General features: G+C 63.8%; 23 protein-coding genes and 2 pseudogenes. 12 read left to right on the forward strand and 13 right to left on the reverse strand.

Annotation, left to right across the window (positions count from 1 at the left end; genetic code table 11):
• Positions 1-18 precede the first annotated feature (18 nt).
• Both K426_RS33005 and K426_RS33010 read right to left on the reverse strand, forming a co-directional pair.
• A pseudogene (locus tag K426_RS33005) lies at positions 19-735 on the reverse strand (Tn3 family transposase); the annotation flags it as partial.
• Between the two features lie 103 nt (positions 736-838).
• Positions 839-2,296: pseudogene (locus K426_RS33010) on the reverse strand (Tn3 family transposase); the annotation flags it as partial.
• 113 nt (positions 2,297-2,409) lie between these two features.
• On the opposite strand from K426_RS33010, the gene istA reads away from it, so the two are divergent.
• Together istA and istB are read left to right on the forward strand one after the other, a co-directional pair.
• The gene (gene istA / locus K426_RS02295) at positions 2,410-3,924 is read left to right on the forward strand and encodes an IS21 family transposase (protein WP_061939592.1); all 1,515 of its coding nucleotides are present in this window, start codon (positions 2,410-2,412) and stop codon (positions 3,922-3,924) included.
• Positions 3,911-4,639 (forward strand): IS21-like element helper ATPase IstB, encoded by a 729-nt coding sequence (gene istB, locus K426_RS02300; RefSeq protein ID WP_061939590.1) that lies wholly within the window; start codon positions 3,911-3,913, stop codon positions 4,637-4,639. Before istA ends, istB begins: the two co-directional genes overlap by 14 nt.
• Before the next feature lie 110 nt (positions 4,640-4,749).
• On the opposite strand, the gene K426_RS02305 is transcribed toward istB, so the two are convergent.
• Positions 4,750-5,571, reverse strand: coding sequence for an SDR family oxidoreductase (locus tag K426_RS02305; protein ID WP_066553301.1), 822 nt, complete (start codon positions 5,569-5,571; stop codon positions 4,750-4,752).
• 86 nt (positions 5,572-5,657) lie between these two features.
• Here K426_RS02305 and K426_RS02310 point away from each other — a divergent pair, with 86 nt between their 5' ends.
• From K426_RS02310 to K426_RS02320, 3 genes are all read left to right on the forward strand, one after another.
• Positions 5,658-6,098, forward strand: coding sequence for a winged helix-turn-helix transcriptional regulator (locus K426_RS02310; protein ID WP_234893064.1), 441 nt, complete (start codon positions 5,658-5,660; stop codon positions 6,096-6,098).
• 124 nt (positions 6,099-6,222) lie between these two features.
• The gene (locus K426_RS02315; RefSeq protein ID WP_008831331.1) at positions 6,223-6,618 is read left to right on the forward strand and encodes a hypothetical protein; all 396 of its coding nucleotides are present in this window, start codon (positions 6,223-6,225) and stop codon (positions 6,616-6,618) included.
• Entirely contained in the window at positions 6,615-7,583 is a 969-nt protein-coding gene (locus tag K426_RS02320; protein WP_008831330.1) for a tyrosine-type recombinase/integrase, read from the forward strand. Before K426_RS02315 ends, K426_RS02320 begins: the two co-directional genes overlap by 4 nt.
• On the opposite strand, the gene K426_RS02325 is transcribed toward K426_RS02320, so the two are convergent.
• Genes K426_RS02325 through K426_RS02335 form a run of 3 tightly spaced genes read right to left on the reverse strand, consistent with a single transcriptional unit; the run spans position 7,580 to position 8,874 of the window.
• Positions 7,580-8,200, reverse strand: a complete 621-nt coding sequence (locus K426_RS02325) for a histidine phosphatase family protein (protein ID WP_008831329.1) — start codon at positions 8,198-8,200, stop codon at positions 7,580-7,582. The two genes, K426_RS02320 and K426_RS02325, sit on opposite strands and share 4 nt — an antisense overlap.
• Before the next feature lie 6 nt (positions 8,201-8,206).
• A complete protein-coding gene (locus tag K426_RS02330) occupies positions 8,207-8,659 on the reverse strand; it encodes a DUF2442 domain-containing protein (RefSeq protein ID WP_008831328.1) in 453 nt (150 codons plus the stop codon).
• Entirely contained in the window at positions 8,656-8,874 is a 219-nt protein-coding gene (locus K426_RS02335) for a DUF4160 domain-containing protein (RefSeq protein WP_008831327.1), read from the reverse strand. Before K426_RS02335 ends, K426_RS02330 begins: the two co-directional genes overlap by 4 nt.
• Before the next feature lie 146 nt (positions 8,875-9,020).
• Between K426_RS02335 and K426_RS30065 the strand changes: the two genes are divergently transcribed.
• Positions 9,021-9,248 carry a hypothetical protein gene (locus tag K426_RS30065; RefSeq protein ID WP_008831326.1) on the forward strand — a complete coding sequence of 76 codons (228 nt, stop codon included), beginning with the start codon at positions 9,021-9,023 and terminating at the stop codon, positions 9,246-9,248.
• On the opposite strand, the gene K426_RS02340 is transcribed toward K426_RS30065, so the two are convergent.
• The 5 genes from K426_RS02340 to K426_RS02360 are packed head-to-tail and all read right to left on the reverse strand — an operon-like array spanning position 9,220 to position 10,677.
• On the reverse strand, positions 9,220-9,426 hold the full coding sequence (locus tag K426_RS02340; RefSeq protein ID WP_008831325.1) for a hypothetical protein: 207 nt from the start codon (positions 9,424-9,426) through the stop codon (positions 9,220-9,222). The two genes, K426_RS30065 and K426_RS02340, sit on opposite strands and share 29 nt — an antisense overlap.
• Positions 9,427-9,438: 12 nt before the next feature.
• Positions 9,439-9,600 carry a helix-turn-helix domain-containing protein gene (locus K426_RS02345; RefSeq protein ID WP_015449421.1) on the reverse strand — a complete coding sequence of 54 codons (162 nt, stop codon included), beginning with the start codon at positions 9,598-9,600 and terminating at the stop codon, positions 9,439-9,441.
• Positions 9,601-9,651: 51 nt separating this feature from the next.
• Positions 9,652-10,071, reverse strand: a complete 420-nt coding sequence (locus K426_RS02350; protein ID WP_007685989.1) for a helix-turn-helix domain-containing protein — start codon at positions 10,069-10,071, stop codon at positions 9,652-9,654.
• Positions 10,072-10,106: 35 nt separating this feature from the next.
• On the reverse strand, positions 10,107-10,427 hold the full coding sequence (locus K426_RS02355) for a type II toxin-antitoxin system YafQ family toxin (protein ID WP_007685988.1): 321 nt from the start codon (positions 10,425-10,427) through the stop codon (positions 10,107-10,109).
• A complete protein-coding gene (locus tag K426_RS02360; protein ID WP_007685985.1) occupies positions 10,396-10,677 on the reverse strand; it encodes a type II toxin-antitoxin system RelB/DinJ family antitoxin in 282 nt (93 codons plus the stop codon). The genes K426_RS02355 and K426_RS02360 overlap by 32 nt, the downstream gene beginning before the upstream one ends.
• Before the next feature lie 461 nt (positions 10,678-11,138).
• On the opposite strand from K426_RS02360, the gene K426_RS02365 reads away from it, so the two are divergent.
• The 3 genes from K426_RS02365 (at position 11,139) to K426_RS02375 (ending at position 12,823) form a co-directional block, all read left to right on the forward strand.
• Positions 11,139-11,732, forward strand: a complete 594-nt coding sequence (locus tag K426_RS02365; RefSeq protein WP_066553303.1) for a SprT-like domain-containing protein — start codon at positions 11,139-11,141, stop codon at positions 11,730-11,732.
• A gap of 126 nt (positions 11,733-11,858) precedes the next feature.
• On the forward strand, positions 11,859-12,512 hold the full coding sequence (gene parA, locus K426_RS02370) for a ParA family partition ATPase (protein ID WP_007686145.1): 654 nt from the start codon (positions 11,859-11,861) through the stop codon (positions 12,510-12,512).
• Positions 12,509-12,823 (forward strand): ribbon-helix-helix domain-containing protein, encoded by a 315-nt coding sequence (locus K426_RS02375; RefSeq protein ID WP_007686146.1) that lies wholly within the window; start codon positions 12,509-12,511, stop codon positions 12,821-12,823. The genes parA and K426_RS02375 overlap by 4 nt, the downstream gene beginning before the upstream one ends.
• A 63-nt stretch (positions 12,824-12,886) precedes the next feature.
• On the opposite strand, the gene K426_RS02380 is transcribed toward K426_RS02375, so the two are convergent.
• A complete protein-coding gene (locus K426_RS02380; RefSeq protein WP_145907148.1) occupies positions 12,887-13,885 on the reverse strand; it encodes a replication initiator protein A in 999 nt (332 codons plus the stop codon).
• A 132-nt stretch (positions 13,886-14,017) separates the two neighbouring features.
• Between K426_RS02380 and K426_RS02385 the strand changes: the two genes are divergently transcribed.
• Positions 14,018-14,335, forward strand: a complete 318-nt coding sequence (locus K426_RS02385; RefSeq protein ID WP_066553305.1) for a DUF4158 domain-containing protein — start codon at positions 14,018-14,020, stop codon at positions 14,333-14,335.
• Between the two features lie 39 nt (positions 14,336-14,374).
• Positions 14,375-15,139, forward strand: a complete 765-nt coding sequence (locus K426_RS02390; protein ID WP_001389365.1) for an IS6-like element IS6100 family transposase — start codon at positions 14,375-14,377, stop codon at positions 15,137-15,139.
• Here K426_RS02390 and K426_RS02395 read toward each other — a convergent pair.
• Positions 15,111-15,488 (reverse strand): glutathione S-transferase N-terminal domain-containing protein, encoded by a 378-nt coding sequence (locus K426_RS02395; RefSeq protein ID WP_015460613.1) that lies wholly within the window; start codon positions 15,486-15,488, stop codon positions 15,111-15,113. The two genes, K426_RS02390 and K426_RS02395, sit on opposite strands and share 29 nt — an antisense overlap.
• Positions 15,489-16,589: 1,101 nt before the next feature.
• Between K426_RS02395 and K426_RS32355 the strand changes: the two genes are divergently transcribed.
• Positions 16,590-17,072, forward strand: a complete 483-nt coding sequence (locus tag K426_RS32355; protein ID WP_237229899.1) for an alpha/beta hydrolase — start codon at positions 16,590-16,592, stop codon at positions 17,070-17,072.
• Positions 17,073-17,163: the final 91 nt, after the last annotated feature.

Genomic DNA, 17,163 nt, shown 5'->3' on the forward strand with positions numbered 1-17,163 from the left:
GTACGTTTTCGAACATTCTCTCACCGGCCCCCTATTGAGGCCCGCCTGGGTGCGCCGGCGCAGGTCAATGTCGCGCAGCCAGTCGAGCATGAAGATCGAGCGTTCGAGGCGGCCAAGCTCGCGCAACGCGAGGGCCAGTCCATTTTGTCGGGGATAGGCGGACAGCCGGCGGAGCATCGCCGAAGCGGTGACGGTGCCGGTGCGGATCGATGTGGCGAACCGCAGCAGTTCGTCCCAATGCGCGGCGACATGACCCAATGCGATCGGCTCGGCCGTCATGCCAGTGAGCAGCTGGCCAGATTCCTGGCCAGGCAGGAGGTGCAAGCGACGCTCCCTGATATCGCGGAGGCGCGGCGCGAAGCGGTAGCCGAAGAAAGGCATGAGGCCGAACACATGGTCCGATGCCCCGCCTGTATCGGTGTAGTGCTCCTCAATCGTCAGGCCGGTCTGATGATACAGCAAGCCATCCAGCACATAAGGCGCTTCGCCGGCAGTCGCCGCGATCACCCTGCTCGCGAAGGGATCATATCGATCCGAGACATGGGTGTAGAAGGCGACGCCCGGTTCGTTGCCGCTGCGTGCGTTGATGTCGCCGATCGCGGCCCCACGACCGCCAGCGTGAAATTGCTGTCCGTCGCTCGACGAAGTGGTGCCGTCTCCCCACAGCGCGGCGAGTGGCATGGCGCGATGGGCGTCGATCAGCCTTCCCAGCGCTTCGCCATAAGCGGCCTCGCTAGAGCGTTTTCCAAGCAGATGGAATCATCTGCTGAATCGGAAAACGCGACAAAACAAAAACTTAGAGCAGTCGAGCCGATGCAATCGGATCGGAATCTGCTCTAATATGCCAGTCGTGAAGATGGGCGAGCTGACGCAGACTTGCGCCCCGGCAGGTTTCCGCCATCCGCGTGAGGCCGAGATTGATGCCGTCGGCGAGGATGACGGTAAGCAGGGCATTGCGATCGTCGGCTTCCCTACCCGAACGCCGGTGGATGAAGCATTCGCTGAACCCGGTCCAGGCATCGACCTCAAGCAGAAGATCGGTGATCTTCACGCGCGGCAGTCGATCATAGGCGGCGCGACGGGCAATCTCGGTGGCGGGCGGCGTTGCCGCCTTCAGCGGCGAGATGATGAGGCCGTTTTCGTCAAGCCTCACCTGGGGCAGCTCGCCCTGACGCGCGAGGATCGTCACCTGTTCGATCGCCGTGTCGAGCCTGGTGCGCCTTTCCTCGATATGGCGCTCGAAATCCGTTTCGATGGCTAGCGGCAAAGGCCCCTTCTCGTGAAGCGCCGCAAAGGTCGCCGGCGGGATGAGATAGCTGTCGAAATCGCGAAACTGCCGGCTTCCCGCGACCCAAATGTCTCCCGCTCGCAGCCGTTCACGTAGCTGCGACAGGGCGCATAGTTCATAGGCGGCACGATCGACGATGCCATCGCGCAGGACGAACGGCCGCCATGCGGACGGCACAAAGCGCAGCGGCACGCGATCAGGCAAGCGCCTTTTGCCGGTCTGGTAGAGCTCCGCGATGATGGCCAGCGCTGACAGGAGCCCCTGCACCGCACCGGCGCCGCGAAATTCAAAGGTGTTGAGAAAGGCACCGGCAAAGAGCTTCACAGTGCGATGCCGCTCGATCAATTCGGCCGTGCGATCGACGGTTTCCGGTCGCCCGAGCACTTCGGCCTGCTCGACGGCCACGGCGAAGCGCTGCCAGTCCAGCGCCTCGATCTGCGCCAGAAAATCCACGCCCTTGGTGCGCGCGTCGATGAGGAGCCGGCAAGATCCCGTGAGCGTCCGGAGATGGCCTTGCAGCTCGCGCACCGTCTTTAGGGCTTTGTCGCGAGTCCGGTTCTCGGCGCGGCGCGCCATGCTCCCCAACAGCTTGTCGAACATCGTCAGGGCCGCGTCGGTCAGGCTTTCCTCAAGGCGGATGCCGGTTGCCGCCAGTGTTGCATGTCTCCGTAGGGCATTGAGTTCGCCAAGGTGCTGGGGCGTGATGCGGCTGCCTTCGTCCGCCAGCCTGTCAAAAGTCAAAGCCGGGATCATGTCGGCACGGGCGCGATCGAGGCCCAGCGCGCGGACATAGGCGAGCCGTTCGATCAGGCGCAGGATGGTGCGCGCTGCCGGCGACTGTGGCGCATTGCGTAGCCAGGATAGCCATGTGGTGGCCTGCCCCGACCGTCGCGCCAGCAAATCGTCCAGGCCCTGTAGTGTGTCGGGCAGCAGGCCATTTGTGAGCACTTCATAGGTAAGCTGTTCAGCTTGCTGGCGAGCCCGTCGCAGTACCGCTTCGAGAATCGACTGTGGACCGGCGTGCAAAAGGGACCCCGTTAGCGGGGTGATCGGCGTCTAAATGGGACCCCTCATTCTGGTGGTGTAGTTGACTGCCTGGTTTTCCAGGTGGTGAGATCGGGATGTTGGTGGTGGAGACGGTTGTTCGGATTCGGCGGGAGCACGCGAGCGGGAAGGCGATCAAGGCGATTGCGCGGGATCTGCGGCTGTCTCGCAAGGTAGTGCGCAAGGCGATCCGGGCGCCGGAAGGCGCGTTCGATTATCGCCGCACGGTTCAGCCGCTGCCCCGGCTTGGTCCGTTCCAGGAGCGGCTTGATACGCTGCTGGCGGAGAACGAGGTCCGGCACCGGCGTGATCGGCTGCGCATGACCCGGATCCATGATCTGCTGTGCCGTGAGGGGTTCGAGGGATCCTACGACGCGGTCCGGCGCTACGCCCGGCGCTGGACGGAAGCGAGGCGCAAGGATGCGGGTGATGGGGCGCCCGCGTTCATCCCGCTCATGTTCAAGCCCGGCGAGGCCTACCAGTTCGACTGGAGCCACGAGGATGTGGAGATCGCGGGCAAGCCGATGCGAGTGAAGGTGGCGCAGATGCGGCTGTGTGCGTCGCGGGCTGTCTACGTCCGGGCCTATCCGCGCGAGACGCAGGAGATGGTGTTCGACGCCCATGCCCGGGGCTTTGCCTTTTTTGGCGGCGTTCCCCTGCGCGGCATCTACGATAACATGAAGACCGCGGTCACCACCGTGTTCGTCGGCAAGGAGCGCGTGTTCAACCGCCGCTTTCTGGTCATGGCCGATCATTACATGGTCGAGCCGACCGCTTGCTCGCCGGCGGCGGGATGGGAGAAGGGTCAGGTCGAACACCAAGTCCAGACGATCCGGGGCCGGTTCTTCCAGCCTCGCCTGCGCTTTGCCAGCATCGAGGAGCTCAACGGGTGGCTGGAGGCCGAGTGCCTGCGCTGGGCCGCAACGCACGCGCATCCCGAGCAGAAGGAGCTGACCGTTGCCGAGGCGCTGGCTCTCGAACGGCCAGCCCTGCAGCCGATGCTGGCGCCCTTCGACGGCTTCCACGAGACCGCCCATGCCGTGACCGGCACGTGCCTGATCAGCTTCGACCGCAACCGCTACTCGGTCATGGCCAAGGCTGCGCGGCGGGCCGTCCAGGTCCGCGCCTATGCCGACCGCATTGTCGTGCGCCTCGGCGACGAGGTCATCGCCGAACATGCCCGGCACTTCGGCCGTGACCGGACGATCTATGATCCCTGGCATTACCTGCCCGTTCTGGCGAACAAGCCCGGCGCTTTGCGGAACGGCGCGCCCTTCCAGGGGTGGGACCTGCCACCGGCACTAACGCGGTTGCGGCGCAAGCTGGGCGGCGGTGATGAAGCCGACCGCCGCTTTGTGCGCGTGCTGGCAGCCGTAATGACCGATGGTCTGGAAGCGGTCGAGGCCGCGATCCGGGAGGCGCTCGATAACGGGGCCGTCAGCGACGAGGTGATCCTCAACATCCTGGCCCGATACCGGGACCCGCCATCCGAGCGCCCTTTGGACGTGGTCGTTGATCTCAAGCTCAGCCACCCGCCGGTTGCGGACTGTGCGCGCTATGACACAGTGCGAGGCCTCCATGCAACGGCATGAGATGATCGAGGCGATGCGAGCGCTCGGGCTCAAGGGCATGGCAGGGGCCTTCGACGAGGCGGTCACCACCGGGTTGCAGCGCAAGCGCACGACCAACGAGATCCTGACCGACCTGCTGCGGGCAGAAGCGGCGCATCGTCATGCCGCCTCGATCCGCTATCGCATGACCGCGGCCAAGCTGCCTGTAATCAAGGACCTCGATGCCTTCGTGTTCGAGGGCACCCCTATCAACGAAGGGCTGGTGCGTTCCCTGCACGCAGGTTCGTTCCTGCCCGGTCGCCGCAACATCGTGCTCATCGGCGGCACAGGGACGGGCAAGACCCATCTGGCCACCGCAGTCACCGCCAGCGTCGTGCGTGCCGGTGCCCGTGGGCGCTACTTCAACACGGTCGATCTCGTCACCCGGCTCGAGGAAGAGGCGCGCATCGGCAAAGCCGGATCCATCGCCGCCCAGCTCAGCCGGCTTGATCTCGTGGTGCTCGATGAACTGGGTTATCTGCCGTTCGCCCGATCCGGCGGGCAGCTCTTGTTCCACCTGATCAGCAAGCTCTACGAGCAGACCTCGGTCATCATCACCACCAACCTCGCCTTCGGCGAGTGGCCCACCGTGTTCGGCGACCCGAAGATGACCACCGCGCTGCTCGACCGCATCACCCACCATTGCGACATCGTCGAGACCGGCAACGACAGCTGGCGCTTCAAAAACCGCAGCTGACCCAATCAGAAAAACGCCTTCGCGCTGCTGACGCCTCCGGTCGGGCTACGCCCTCCCTACGCCGCCAGCAGCGCGAAACCCGCGCCCAACATCGATCGATCTATGCAACGCTAACGGGGTCCCTTTTGCGCGCCGATAGGGGGGCCCGATTGAACGCCGATTGACACGAAGGACACCAGAAGCCGCGCGAAGCCCTCCGGGACGCCGGCCGCCTTGATGCCCTCCAGTAACTGCTCGTCGGTGAGGTTGACGACCGGAATCTGCTTGCCTGCGACCTCGCCCGCCAATGCGGCGACATCGGTGGTCGTCAGCGCCTCGGGGCCGGTCAACTGATAGGTGATGCTCTCCGTAGAACCGGACGCCAGCGAGGCGGCAATAGCGCGAGCGACGTCCTCTCGCGCAATATGAGAGGTCCGGCCTTCGCCTGCCGATGTGTAGAGCGTCCCCATCTTGATCGCCTGCGGCAAAGTCATCAGGAGATTCTCCTGATACCAGCCATTACGGAAAATCGTGTAGGGACGACCCGTTTCCTTGATCGCTTGCTCGGTGCCATAATGATCGGGCGCGAAGAGCACCGGATTACCCGGTTCGGGCGCCAGCATCGAGGTGTAGGCAATATGCGCACCTGCTGTGGCTGCGGCCGAAACGGCTGCAAGATGCTGACGCAACCTCTTGCCCGGCTCGCCGACAGCATCCGTGGAGATGATGAGAATGCGATCGGCACCGTCGAAGGCTTGGCCCAGCGACGCTGCGTCGTCGAAGTCTCCGATCCTCGCCTGGACACCCCTTGCGCTGAGGTCAGACAACTTGCCTGGATCACGGCTCAGCAGGATCAGGCTCTCAGGCGCCACACCTTGGGTCTCCAGGAGATGGTGAACCACGCGCTGGCCGAGCTGGCCGGTTGCGCCGGTGACGAGGATCGTTTCACTCATGAAGGGATATTCCTGCTGCTAGATTAGGTCTCTTATTGAGACTATGATGTTAAACTGAGTTCAACTCCTGTAAAGAAGGCAGTTTTATGGAAGCTGGTTACGCGAAGGGAACCACCGGCATCGCGGTGTTCAATGTTGACGGGGGCATGAAGCTCGACGAGATACGTCGCGCGCATGGCGGCAACCTGGATAATTGCCCGGTACGGGACGTCCTGGCCAATCTGAGCGGCAAATGGTCTTCGCTCCTGCTGATCGTGCTTGCGGAACGCCCGCGCCGTTTCAGCGAGATCCGCCGACTTGTGTTCGACATTTCGCAACGCATGCTGACGCAGACCCTGCGTGAATTGCAGAGGGATGGCTACGTTCACAGGCTGGTCGTCCCCAGCACGCCGCCCAAGGTGGAATATAGCCTGACCCCTTTGGGCCACTCGATGTTCCAACCCTTGCTGGCCCTTATCGAATGGGCTGACCAGAACCACATGGCTGTGCGTGAGGCTCGAGACCGGTTCGACGCGATAGCTGAATAGCCGGAATGCGACATGCGGGATTCACGCCTCGTTCTATGTATGATAATGTCCTTTATCACACACTCATGGCGATCCGATGGAGCCGTTTAAACGGTCCCGAGATCCACCGCCGAAAGGGAGCGATATGGACCAGGACGAGGACACGGCTTTCGCCGACAACTATGCCGAGCGCGACCAGGCCAAGGCGCTGCGCGAGCAGGCCCGCGCGGGCGGCTTGCGCTTCGAGGCGTATCTTACCGGCGATCAGGCCGACTGGCTGTTGGAGCGGATCGAGCGCGGCATGTTCGCCGATCCTTCCGAGGCGGTGTTCGCGATCGTCAAGAACTTCATCGACATGGAGCCGCACCACGATTTACGCGACGAGCTGCTACGCCGGATATTGGACGGGTCGATAAAGCGCGGCCTTGAGGACGCGGAGGCTGGCCGCGTCCGCGACGCCGACGAGGTGTTCGACGAGCTGCGCCGCAAGATGGCCGCGCCGCGTCCCGCGCCGGCGCGATGGGAGAAGATCGCGCGATGAACCAGCTCGCCCCCCTCCCCGCGCCCGCGCCCGCGCTGGCGTTGCCGGCGCTGATCGCGGCGGCCGACGAGCGCGCGCAGCTTCGATTCCTTGAGTTCTTCGCCGTCACCATCCGCAATCCGCATACACGCCGCGCCTATGCGCGGGCGGCCGGCGACTTCCTGGCCTGGTGCGAGGCGCGCGGCGTCGCCTCGCTCGCCCAGGTGCAGCCGCTTCATGTCGCGGCCTGGGTCGAGGCGCTGGGGCGCGAGCTGGCCGCCCCCAGCGTCAAGCAGCAGCTCGCCGGCGTGCGCCACCTGTTCGACTGGCTGGTGACGGGTCATGCCGTGCCGGCGAACCCGGCCGGATCGGTGCGCGGGCCGGCGCATAGCCAGCGGCGCGGCAAGACGCCGGTACTGGCCCCCGACGAGGCGCGGCGGTTGCTCGACAGCATCGACGTGACCACCCATGCGGGCCTGCGCGACCGCGCGCTGATCGGTCTCATGGTCTATAGCTTCGCGCGGATCGGCGCGGCGCTGGCGATGCGGGTCGAGGACGTGTTCATGCAGAATCGGCGGCTATGGGTCCGCCTGCATGAGAAAGGCGGCAAGCGCCATGAAATGCCCTGCCACCACAATCTAGAGGATTATCTAACCGCCTATATCGACGGTTGCGAGCTGCGCGAGGACCGCAAGGGGCCGCTATTCCGCACGATCGCGCGCAGCACTAAGCGACTAAGCGATACCCCCCTGCCCCAAGCCAACGCCTTCGCGATGGTGCGCCGGCGCGCGGCGGCGGCCGGGATCGGGACGGCGATCGGCAACCACAGTTTCCGCGCGACCGGGATCACCACCTATTTGAAGAATGGCGGCACGTTGGAGACGGCCGCGACGATGGCGAACCATAGCTCGACGCGCACCACCCAGCTCTATGACCGCCGCCCCGATGACGTGACGCTGGACGAGGTGGAGCGCGTGTTGATCTAGGCGGCGAGCGCGGGCGCGCAGGTCCAGCGGTCGCCCTGCCAATGAAACCCTACCCGCTGCGCGTTGCCGATCGCGGGCGGCTCGCCCTTGCGCCAGAAAGCGCGCATCTTGGCCCGATCGTCCAGATGGGCGTCGGCGACGATCGCGCGCGCGGCCTGGATGAACTGCCCATGCCCGAACACATAGGCCAGCGATCCCGCAGGCATGGCGGCGAGGCGCGTTAGCGCCGCCTCGCAGCGCCGTAACAGGGTGCTGAAACTCTCCGCCCCTTCCCCGTCGCAGTAGTCAGGATCGGCCTCGCGCCAATAGCGTTCTAGGTGCGGCATCCGTTCGGCGCTGCGCGTGCCGTTCCAGCGCGCAGGTTGCAAATAGGTGAACTCTTCGATCGGCCACACTTCCACCGGCACGCCTGGAAAGCGCGCGATCGTCGGCGCGGCCGTCTGCCGGGTGCGGGTATAGGGCGAGGTGACGATGAGCGCGGGCGCTTGCGTCCAGCTCGCCGCGACCGCGCGCGCCTGTTCGTGGCCGCGCTCCGTCAGCGCGATCGTCGCGAGATCGTGGCAGGGCACGCCGGCGTTGCCGGTGTTTTCGCCGTGGCGGATGAAGATCGCTCTCATGTCCGGTTAGGCGGCCCGGTATAGCCCATTGCTGGCTTCCCAGCCCCGGCACGCCAGCAAGATTGGTTTCGGCACCTTCTTTTCGCCGTTGGAGTAGTAGGCGACCATGCGGCGCGAGACGCCAAGCGCATCGGCCGCCTTCGACAGCGACAGCGCATGGCGCAGCCGCCATTCGAGGAAGGCGCGCACATCGCCATGCCCGGTTGCCGACAGCGTTTCGAGCCACAGCATGTCCGCGCCCAGCTCCGCACCCGAAGGCCAGGCCAGGCTATGACCCCAATCGCCCACTTCGACCTTGGCGAACTCGCCCGGATCGCGCAGCGCGGCAAAGGCGCGATCGGCGAGGACCGCGCCAAGATCGAGATCAGCCGCCGTCCCTTCCGACCAGGACAGATGCAGCGATGACGGCCCGGTCGCGCGCACGGCGGTAATGGTGCGGGCCTTGTCGGTGATGTTCATCCGTTCAACTCCTGCCACGTCTGCATGAGCAAAGCCTGATTAGGCCGCGCCCATTCCAATGCGTCCTTCAAGACCGCCGCCGACACGGTGCCCACGATCACGTCAAACGATGCAATCGCCACCGAGCAGCGGAAATCCGGGCCTTCGATGTGGAAATGCGGCACGCCATGATCGCGGCCATAGACGGCAATTTTCCAGCGGGGACCGCGAAACATCGTGACCATGCTTCAATGTAGTGCAAAGGTTGCACTAGTGCAAGGCTGATAGCCAAAATGATCTAAGCGCCTGGCGCTGGCACCGTGGCCCTACTCGTTGCGCTCCCCAAGCCCGCAAGCGGTCCTGGCCCAAGGTTCCGGCCCACATGGCGGGCGAGATCGCGTGCGCGGATCTCGCGGCACCCTCGCCGATTACCGGCGATGTAGGCGATCGGGCGTCCAGCCTTCAATTCGTCGCCGGGTTCCGGCGGCCGATCAGGCACCTTGTCGAGAATGCGGTCGAGATCACCCACCGCACGACCTTTGGAGCGCCGCGCGAAAAACTCGGCCGCCGTTTCGGGTCGATCAATCGTCATCATGGAGATCAGACATAAGCGCCTCAACGCTGGTGAAGCGCACGCCCTTGCCAGCTTCCAGTTCTTCGATCGCATCGCGCGTAGCAGCGCGGCCCATCAACTCGGCCTCCAACTTCGCCTTATGGGCCTCATTACGCGCGCGGCGCTCGGGACTCCAATCTTTCATAAGATCGGAAAAGGGGCGATGGCCGGCCATCTATCAATCCTTCTAGGTGAGAATCTGGATGCCGCGCCGCTTCACCAGCGTCAGCAAGGCGAGCGCCGCGCCAGTCGGCCGCATCGTGCCGGCCTCCCAGCGCTGGACCGTGCGCTTGTGCGCCCACAGCAAGCGCGCAAACCCGGCCTGGCTCAAACCGCTCTCCTGGCGCACCGCCGGATTTCGGCCGCCTCCATCGGTGGATAAAGGATTTCGCCGTTTCGATCAGTCCCCGTCATGGTCGTTCATCCCGGCCATGCCGGCTGCTGCGCCGGCTTCGGCGATGGCGTCGTTGATTTCCTCGATCGTGAACCGCGCGCCGTTGCCCTTCACTATCCCGCGCAGGTCATCCCACGAGCTTTTGCGCGGTGCCGGCGGCGCGATGCCCGCCGCCGTCGCGGCGGTCATCAGGTCATCCAGCGAGAATCTGTTAAACTTCCCGCGCAGGAGGTCGTTGAGGCGGGGCGGCGTCAGCCCGAGCCGCTTGGCGGCCTCGCCCAGCGGCACGTCCCACGACTTCACCCGCGCGGTGATGCCCCGCATCAGGTCCGCGCGCGTCCTCAACTCCGTCGCCTCCTCCGGCGTGTCGGCGATTGCGTCAAAGACGCAGGCGAAGGTTTCGACCTTCATGTCGTCGGCGTTCATTGCCCTGCCTTCCAAACGTTCGGCCGTCGAGCCGATTACTCGAACAGTTCCGAATGGGTTCCCGCGCGCACGAAGTTCACCAGATTGCCCTCAATCGTGTAGATCAGCAGGAAATCGCCGCCGATATGGCACTCGCGATGATCGCTCCAATCGCCCTTGAGGGCGTGGTCCAGCCATTCCGGGCCAAGCGGCGCATCGTTGGCGATGAGCAGCATCATCGCTTCCTTGAGCTGGTTCATGTTGTAGCGGCCGCTGCGCGACAGCCGCTCCCAATCCTTGACGAACCGCTTTTCGTAGGATGCCTCTCTTGGGAACGAAGCCCGCTTACTGCTGGCGGGCTTCTTGGTCGAGGGCATCGAACAGTTCCTTGGGATCGGTGAAGCGCGCACGACGCGCCTTCATGGTCGCGCGGGACGATTCGATCGCGGCGCGCGTCTCGGCGTTGGGCACCTTCAGCTCGAACGGCAAGGCATGGTCCTTGGCGACCCGCGTAAGCGTCATGCGGACCACATCGGAAACCGTCAGCCCCAGCTCGGCTAGGACGGCGGCGGCTTCATCCTTCAATGTTTCGTCGATGCGCGCACGCACGAACGCGGTAGCAGCCATTGGAATCTCCCTAGTCAGACGAACGATGTAGCTCATTTGAGCAACAATTTCAATCTAGGCGAGGAGACTGCGCCTGCCGCTGCGCGGCACCGTGGCTCTACTCGCTTCGCTCCCCAAGCCCGCAAGCGGTCTTGGCCGAAGGTGACGACCCACATGGCGGGGCCGAGATCGCAAGCGGATCTCGGGCATGGTGCCGGCGTGCGCCGGCATGATGTTCGTTCGCATGGGGAAAGGCGGTCCCGGCCGCCTCTCCCCAGCAACGGCAATCAGCGGGACCGGGTTGGCGCGAAGCGCCCGCCCGCACCACTCCCGCAGATTCCCGCTGCCCCCCTCTCTCGCCGGCTGCTCCGCGCGAACTCGGGAGCGATGGCCGCAGCCATCGCCCCGCAGGGCGATTTGAAGGGAGTAGAAGGTATGAACAGGACAACCGGGAAAGCTGGCTCAATCGGGTGGCGGCGGGCATGGCCCCCTTGTTCGCGGCGTTGGACGCTCCCCTGCCCGCGCGTATCCGCGTGGCGATCGGCTTCACCAGCTCGGGCCGGAAGGGCAAGGCGATCGGCGAGTGCTGGGATAACCGGCTGAGCGCGGACGGGCATTTTGAAATCTTCATCCGGCCCGACCTCGCGCACGCGCCTGACGCCATGCCGGCGCAGATCGCGGCCATCCTCGCGCATGAGCTGGTCCATGCCGCCGTCGGCATCCCGGCAGGGCATGGGAAAGCGTTTAAACGGATCGCGCTGGGGCTGGGGCTCGTCGGGCCGATGCGCGCCACCACCCCCGGCGAGGCGTTTCTTGCGGCCGTCGCGCCGATCTTGGACGCCGTTGGCCCCCTCCCCCATGCCCGTCTCGACACCGATGGGGAGTCGACCGCGCCGAAGAAGCAGAAAACCCGGATGCTCAAATGCGAGTGCGCGACGTGCGGCTATACCGTGAGGACCGCGCGCAAATGGCTTGAGCTGGCCGGAGCGCCGCTTTGCCCGATCGAGGATCACGGCCGCATGGAGCATGAGCCGCTGGACGACGGCAGCGAGGATGAGGGCGGCGACGACGGCTAGACCGCCCTCCCCTCCCCGCAATTCGGGGTTTCATTGACGCTGCGCGCCAGTTCGGGGTTTCGTTGACGCAACCGGAGCAAGCCAGTATGACCACATGCAAACATGCGATCATGTAAGGATATTCACATGCCAACAATCGCGATCATCAGCCAGAAGGGCGGCGCGGGGAAAACCACCCTCGCCTTGCACCTGGCCGCCGCCGCCGAGGATTCCGGGCATACCGCCCTTGTGATCGACGTCGACCCGCAGGCGACGGCGAGCCAGTGGGCGGCATGGCGACAGGATGCGCCCCCGGTCGTGATCGACAGCGCGCCCCCTCGCCTTGCCGCCAAGATCGAGCAGGCGACGGGCCAGGGCGCGGCGTTCATCGTAATCGACACCCCGCCCCACGCCGACAGCGCCGCCAGCGCCGCCGTCGAGGCGGCCGACCTAGTGTTGATCCCTTGCCGCCCCAGCGCGTTCGATTTGGCGGCGATCAAGACGACCGCCAGCCTTGTGAAGATGCGCGGCAAGCCTGCTTTCGTGATCTTCACGGCGGGAAGCCCGACCGCGCCGCGCATGTATGACGAAGCCGCGCAGCTCGTGCAGGATTATGGGCTTGACGCCTGCCCCCACCATATCGCGGATCGCGCCGCCTTTCGCCACGCGGCGGCCGAGGGCAAGACGGCGATGGAGATCGAGCCGAGCGGCAAGGCGGCCGATGAGGTGCGCCAGCTTTACAAGTGGACATGCGAGCATGTAAACATGCAAGCATCTAGGAAGCGGAGGGCCAACGCATGAGCCGGAAGGGATCATTGCTCGCATTGCGGGATCGCGATGCAGCGCCAGCGCCGGCGATGGTCGAGCCGGAGGGGAGGGCGGCCGCGCCGATCGCCCGTGGCACTGGCGCAGGCTCCGGCAGCGGATCGAGCAGCAACCCGGTTGCGCCGAGCCGTCAGGGCAAGAAGGCCATGACGGGCTATTTCAGCCCGGAAATGTCCTTCGCCATGCACATGACCGCCCGCAAGCACGGCATGAGCCTACAGGACGCGATGGCCGAGGCGTTCAACGACTGGCTTCGCAAGATGGGGGAAAGCCCTGTAGGCAAGTGAGCATGTCCACATGCAAACATGCGGGTAAGTAAACATGGCCGCTTGCCCGCATAGAGCAGGGGATCAGCGTAGTGGTTTGCGTTCGTGCCGTTTCTTGCAGAAGCCGAGGAAGGCCCCGGCAGGGCTTTTGAGTTCGGGCTTGCCCATGTCGTGCCACCACGACACCCATTCGTCATAGAGCGCATACACGTCATAGCCTGGCGCGGCCGTCTTGGCGTCGTGCATGGTTTCCGGGTCGATATAGGGCGCATCGTCGCCGGCGCTGGCGACCGGATCGGGCTTGGATTTGAGGCCCGAGCGGTTGCGGAACAAGATCACGTCATCATCCATCGTCACCGCATAGTCGGGGAAATGGCCGTGATCGGCGTCATGCTCGCAGACCTTCTTGACCAAGGCCCGGAACACTCGGAGCGGGCTGTTCGAGCCGCATTTCTTCTGTAGCAACTCTAGGCCGATCTTCCATTCGTCCTTCACGCCGCAATGCTTGCGCGCCAGTTCATACATGCGCCGCTCGAACGGCTTGCGGAGCCGGAAATAGTCGCGGTGGAGCGTCAGGACGTTCTTGCTGATGACCGAGCGATAGACCCAATCCGACAGGGTGATTTCGAGATCAAGCATCCGGCCATCGAACGTCTTGCGCGTGATCTTGGCCTCTTCGATCAGGCCGAAAATCCGCGTTTCTTCGACACCGCCCGTTTGAATATTGGTCCGCACCGTGGTCCCGCGCAGGCGGGTGAGGGCGTCGGCCATCAGTCGATAGCCTTCGCCGCTGGTTTGCCGGTTGGTGGCGACGAGCATGTCATAGGCTTGCAGGCGCACCGTGCGGCTAGGTTGCTCGCCCTGGTTCATCTTCGCGACGAGCTGCGAAATGCAGTAGATCAATATGTCCTTGTCGTGGATCGTCGCCAGCCCCTTGCCCGAGGGGATAATCTCGATGACGTTGCCGTTATGCTCGTAGCGCCGCGTCCGGTTGTCGGGCTTGGTCGAGAGCGAAAACACCGGATGCTCCATTGAGGCCATGTCATCCTTGGGGATGGCGTCCAGCACGTCGCAGATGAACAAGTCCTGGTTGGCCCAGTCGGCCCCAAGCTGCGATTTTGGCCAAGTCGGAGAACGTTTTGGGAACGTGGCATTCGGTATTGACGATGGAAATCATAGAAGAGGACAGTTCGCTCCATCATAGGGAGTGGGTTGATGGATCGGAGTATTCCGGGCGGGGATTTGATCGGACGATGGAGCCTGAGCTTTGCCGATATTGATTTTGTAAATTCGAAGCCGGCCCTGACGCGCCTTGGCCTCGCCGCGCAGCTGAAATTCTTCGCTTCCCTGGGGTTTTTCGCGATCGATCCCGGCTCAATCCCTACCGATGGCCTCTCGTATCTGGCCGAGCAACTCGGTGTCGAGGCTGGCGAGATAGCCGGTTATGACTTTTCCAGTCGGACAGCACGACGGCATTGTGCGGAGATCCTGATCCATCTTGGATATCACCGGGCTCTGTTGCAAAAATCGTGAAGCTTGAGCATGCTTGGCGGAGATTGGACGGACGGAACGATGACGGATTTCAAGTGGCGCCATTTCCAGGGTGATGTGATCCTGTGGGCGGTGCGCTGGTATTGTCGCTATCCGATCAGCTATCGCGACCTTGAGGAAATGCTGGCGGAACGCGGCATTTCGGTCGACCATACGACGATCTATCGCTGGGTCCAGTGCTACGCCCCGGAGATGGAGAAGCGGCTGCGCTGGTTCTGGCGGCGTGGCTTTGATCCGAGCTGGCGCCTGGATGAAACCTACGTCAAGGTGCGGGGCAAGTGGACCTACCTGTACCGGGCAGTCGACAAGCGGGGCGACACGATCGATTTCTACCTGTCGCCGACCCGCAGCGCCAAGGCAGCGAAGCGGTTCCTGGGCAAGGCCCTGCGAGGCCTGAAGCACTGGGAAAAGCCTGCCACGCTCAATACCGACAAAGCGCCGAGCTATGGTGCAGCGATCACCGAATTGAAGCGCGAAGGAAAGCTGGACCGGGAGACGGCCCACCGGCAGGTGAAGTATCTCAATAACGTGATCGAGGCCGATCACGGAAAGCTCAAGATACTGATCAAGCCGGTGCGCGGTTTCAAATCGATCCCCACGGCCTATGCCACGATCAAGGGATTCGAAGTCATGCGAGCCCTGCGCAAAGGACAGGCTCGCCCCTGGTGCCTGCAGCCCGGCATCAGGGGCGAGGTGCGCCTTGTGGAGAGAGCTTTTGGCATTGGGCCCTCGGCGCTGACGGAGGCCATGGGCATGCTCAACCACCATTTCGCAGCAGCCGCCTGATCGGCGCAGAGCGACAGCCTACCTCTGACTGCCGCCAATCTTTGCAACAGAGCCGCAGCGCGAGCCATTCCAGGGCCCGGGCGCGGGCAAGGCCTTCCGTGGGCAGCAAGGCCTTTTCGGGCACGAGTTCCGCGATATGGTTGAGGATGGCGATATTTTCGGTCAGGACATCATCGCCGATCTGGAGCGCGGGCACCCGCGCCCACGGGTTTTTCTGACGATAGGCGTCTGAAAACTGGGCGTTTTGCGTCAGGTCGATCAGCTCCGCCTCATAAGGAAGGCCGGCTTCCTCCAATGCGGCATGGGACGCCAATGAGCATGAACCTGGATTGTAGTAGAGCTTCAACATGTCCCTGCAATTCTCCTGCGGACTGGGCAAAAAATGGCTTAATGCATATGTTCGGCACCGGAGCGTCGCCCCGAACGGAAGCAATCATCCGCCCGGTCGGAAAACGCTCCGAAACGACAGGCCGGAGCATTCCATCCGATGCGATCAGGCCGAAATGTTCAAAAATCCATCGGCTTCGAAAACCTTTCTGGCACGTTCCTCAATCCGATCCGCAAGTGACCTGCGAAGCGGCATGCCGTTCGAGACTTTTCTCAGCGTGTTATAGCTGAAGCCGAATGTTTCGAATATCTCCTCATTATTTCTCATCGTCGACAATGATGTGATCCGATCGGCGATCGAGGGATCCAAACAGCGCATTCCATTAGGCATTCGATCTTCCCCTACTGACGAATTCCAGCCGGTGCACGGTCGCAACTTGCCTGCCCGCGCAGTTCATCGGGCCATTCCCGCCGTTCCGGAAAACAGGCGGCGGGGTTTCCCCCTGGACCATGTTGCGCATGGGCCGGACACGCAGCGAGCGGGCCAGCGGACGTCGAGGCCGGGAGCGGATTGCGACGGACGCGCCGCGCATTGCCCGGAGATCGAAGCATAGGAATATCCTCTCCATGCGCTGTTATGGATCAGCGCCTGTCTTATCCGGCACGTCGGTGATTATTATGCTTATCGGGCCGTCCGGAAAGGATCGCAGCTTTCGCCTGCGGAGGAAATTGCTGCAAATGAATTAGGAATATTCGCGATACGGATTTGATCGAAACGGGGCCAACTGCCCACAAATCGGTCATGGGGATTGAGCGACCGCGCTTTGAAAGCAGCCATCGCATGCTATGGTCGCCTTGAGCATTTCCCGGCAGGCGGAATATCCGCCGACCGGAAAGCCCGCTAAAACAGGAAGCCGGAGCAGCCGGGCCGACGCCGTCGGACCGGACGCCGCTTCGGCTTCGCATCGCCAGGAATTGGAAGCGAACATGTCTCGAGACAATGCCATCGTCATGCGATACGACAATCCCGACATTCCGTCCGGCCGCGACATCGTATATCTTCACGGCCGCGGCAGCACCGAAAGGGAAGCGGGGTTCGCGCTGCCCCTTTTCGGCCGCGCGAATGTTCGCTCCTATCGCGGGCCGCTTCCCCAGGGGCCGGGGTTCGCCTGGTTCGAAAATGCCGGAGATCGGCGTCGCCCTGCCCTCCAGCCTGTCGGGCGAAACGTCGAAGGTCGGCGACTGGATCGCCGCAGATACCGGCCGCCAACGGCCCTGGCTATGCGGTTTCAGCAACGGCGCCGCGATGGCCGCCAGTCTTCTGCTCAGCAATCCGGGGGCCTATAGCGGCCTCATCATGATCGGCGGCTGCTTCGCGGTGGAGGACGGCGACCTGCCGGACAACGGCCTGCTCGACAAGCCGGTCCTCTTCTGCCGGGGCCAATTCGACGATGTGATCCCGCGCCACAAGTTCGAGCAGGCGGAAGCCTATCTCTCCGGCCCCAGCGGCGCGCGGGCGACTTTCATCCCTTATGAAGGCGGGCATGAACTGCCGTTGCCGATCAAGGCGGCGGTGCAGGGCTGGCTCGGCGCGGAAAGCCGCTGAATTTCGTCCCGTCCTTGGCCATGGCCGAACGGGAGCGCCGGATGATCGAGAACCGGCCGCATCCGGAAATGATCGGATGCGGCCGGCACTG

It is taken from the genome of Sphingobium sp. TKS, assembly GCF_001563265.1.
Taxonomy (GTDB): Bacteria; Pseudomonadota; Alphaproteobacteria; order Sphingomonadales; family Sphingomonadaceae; genus Sphingobium.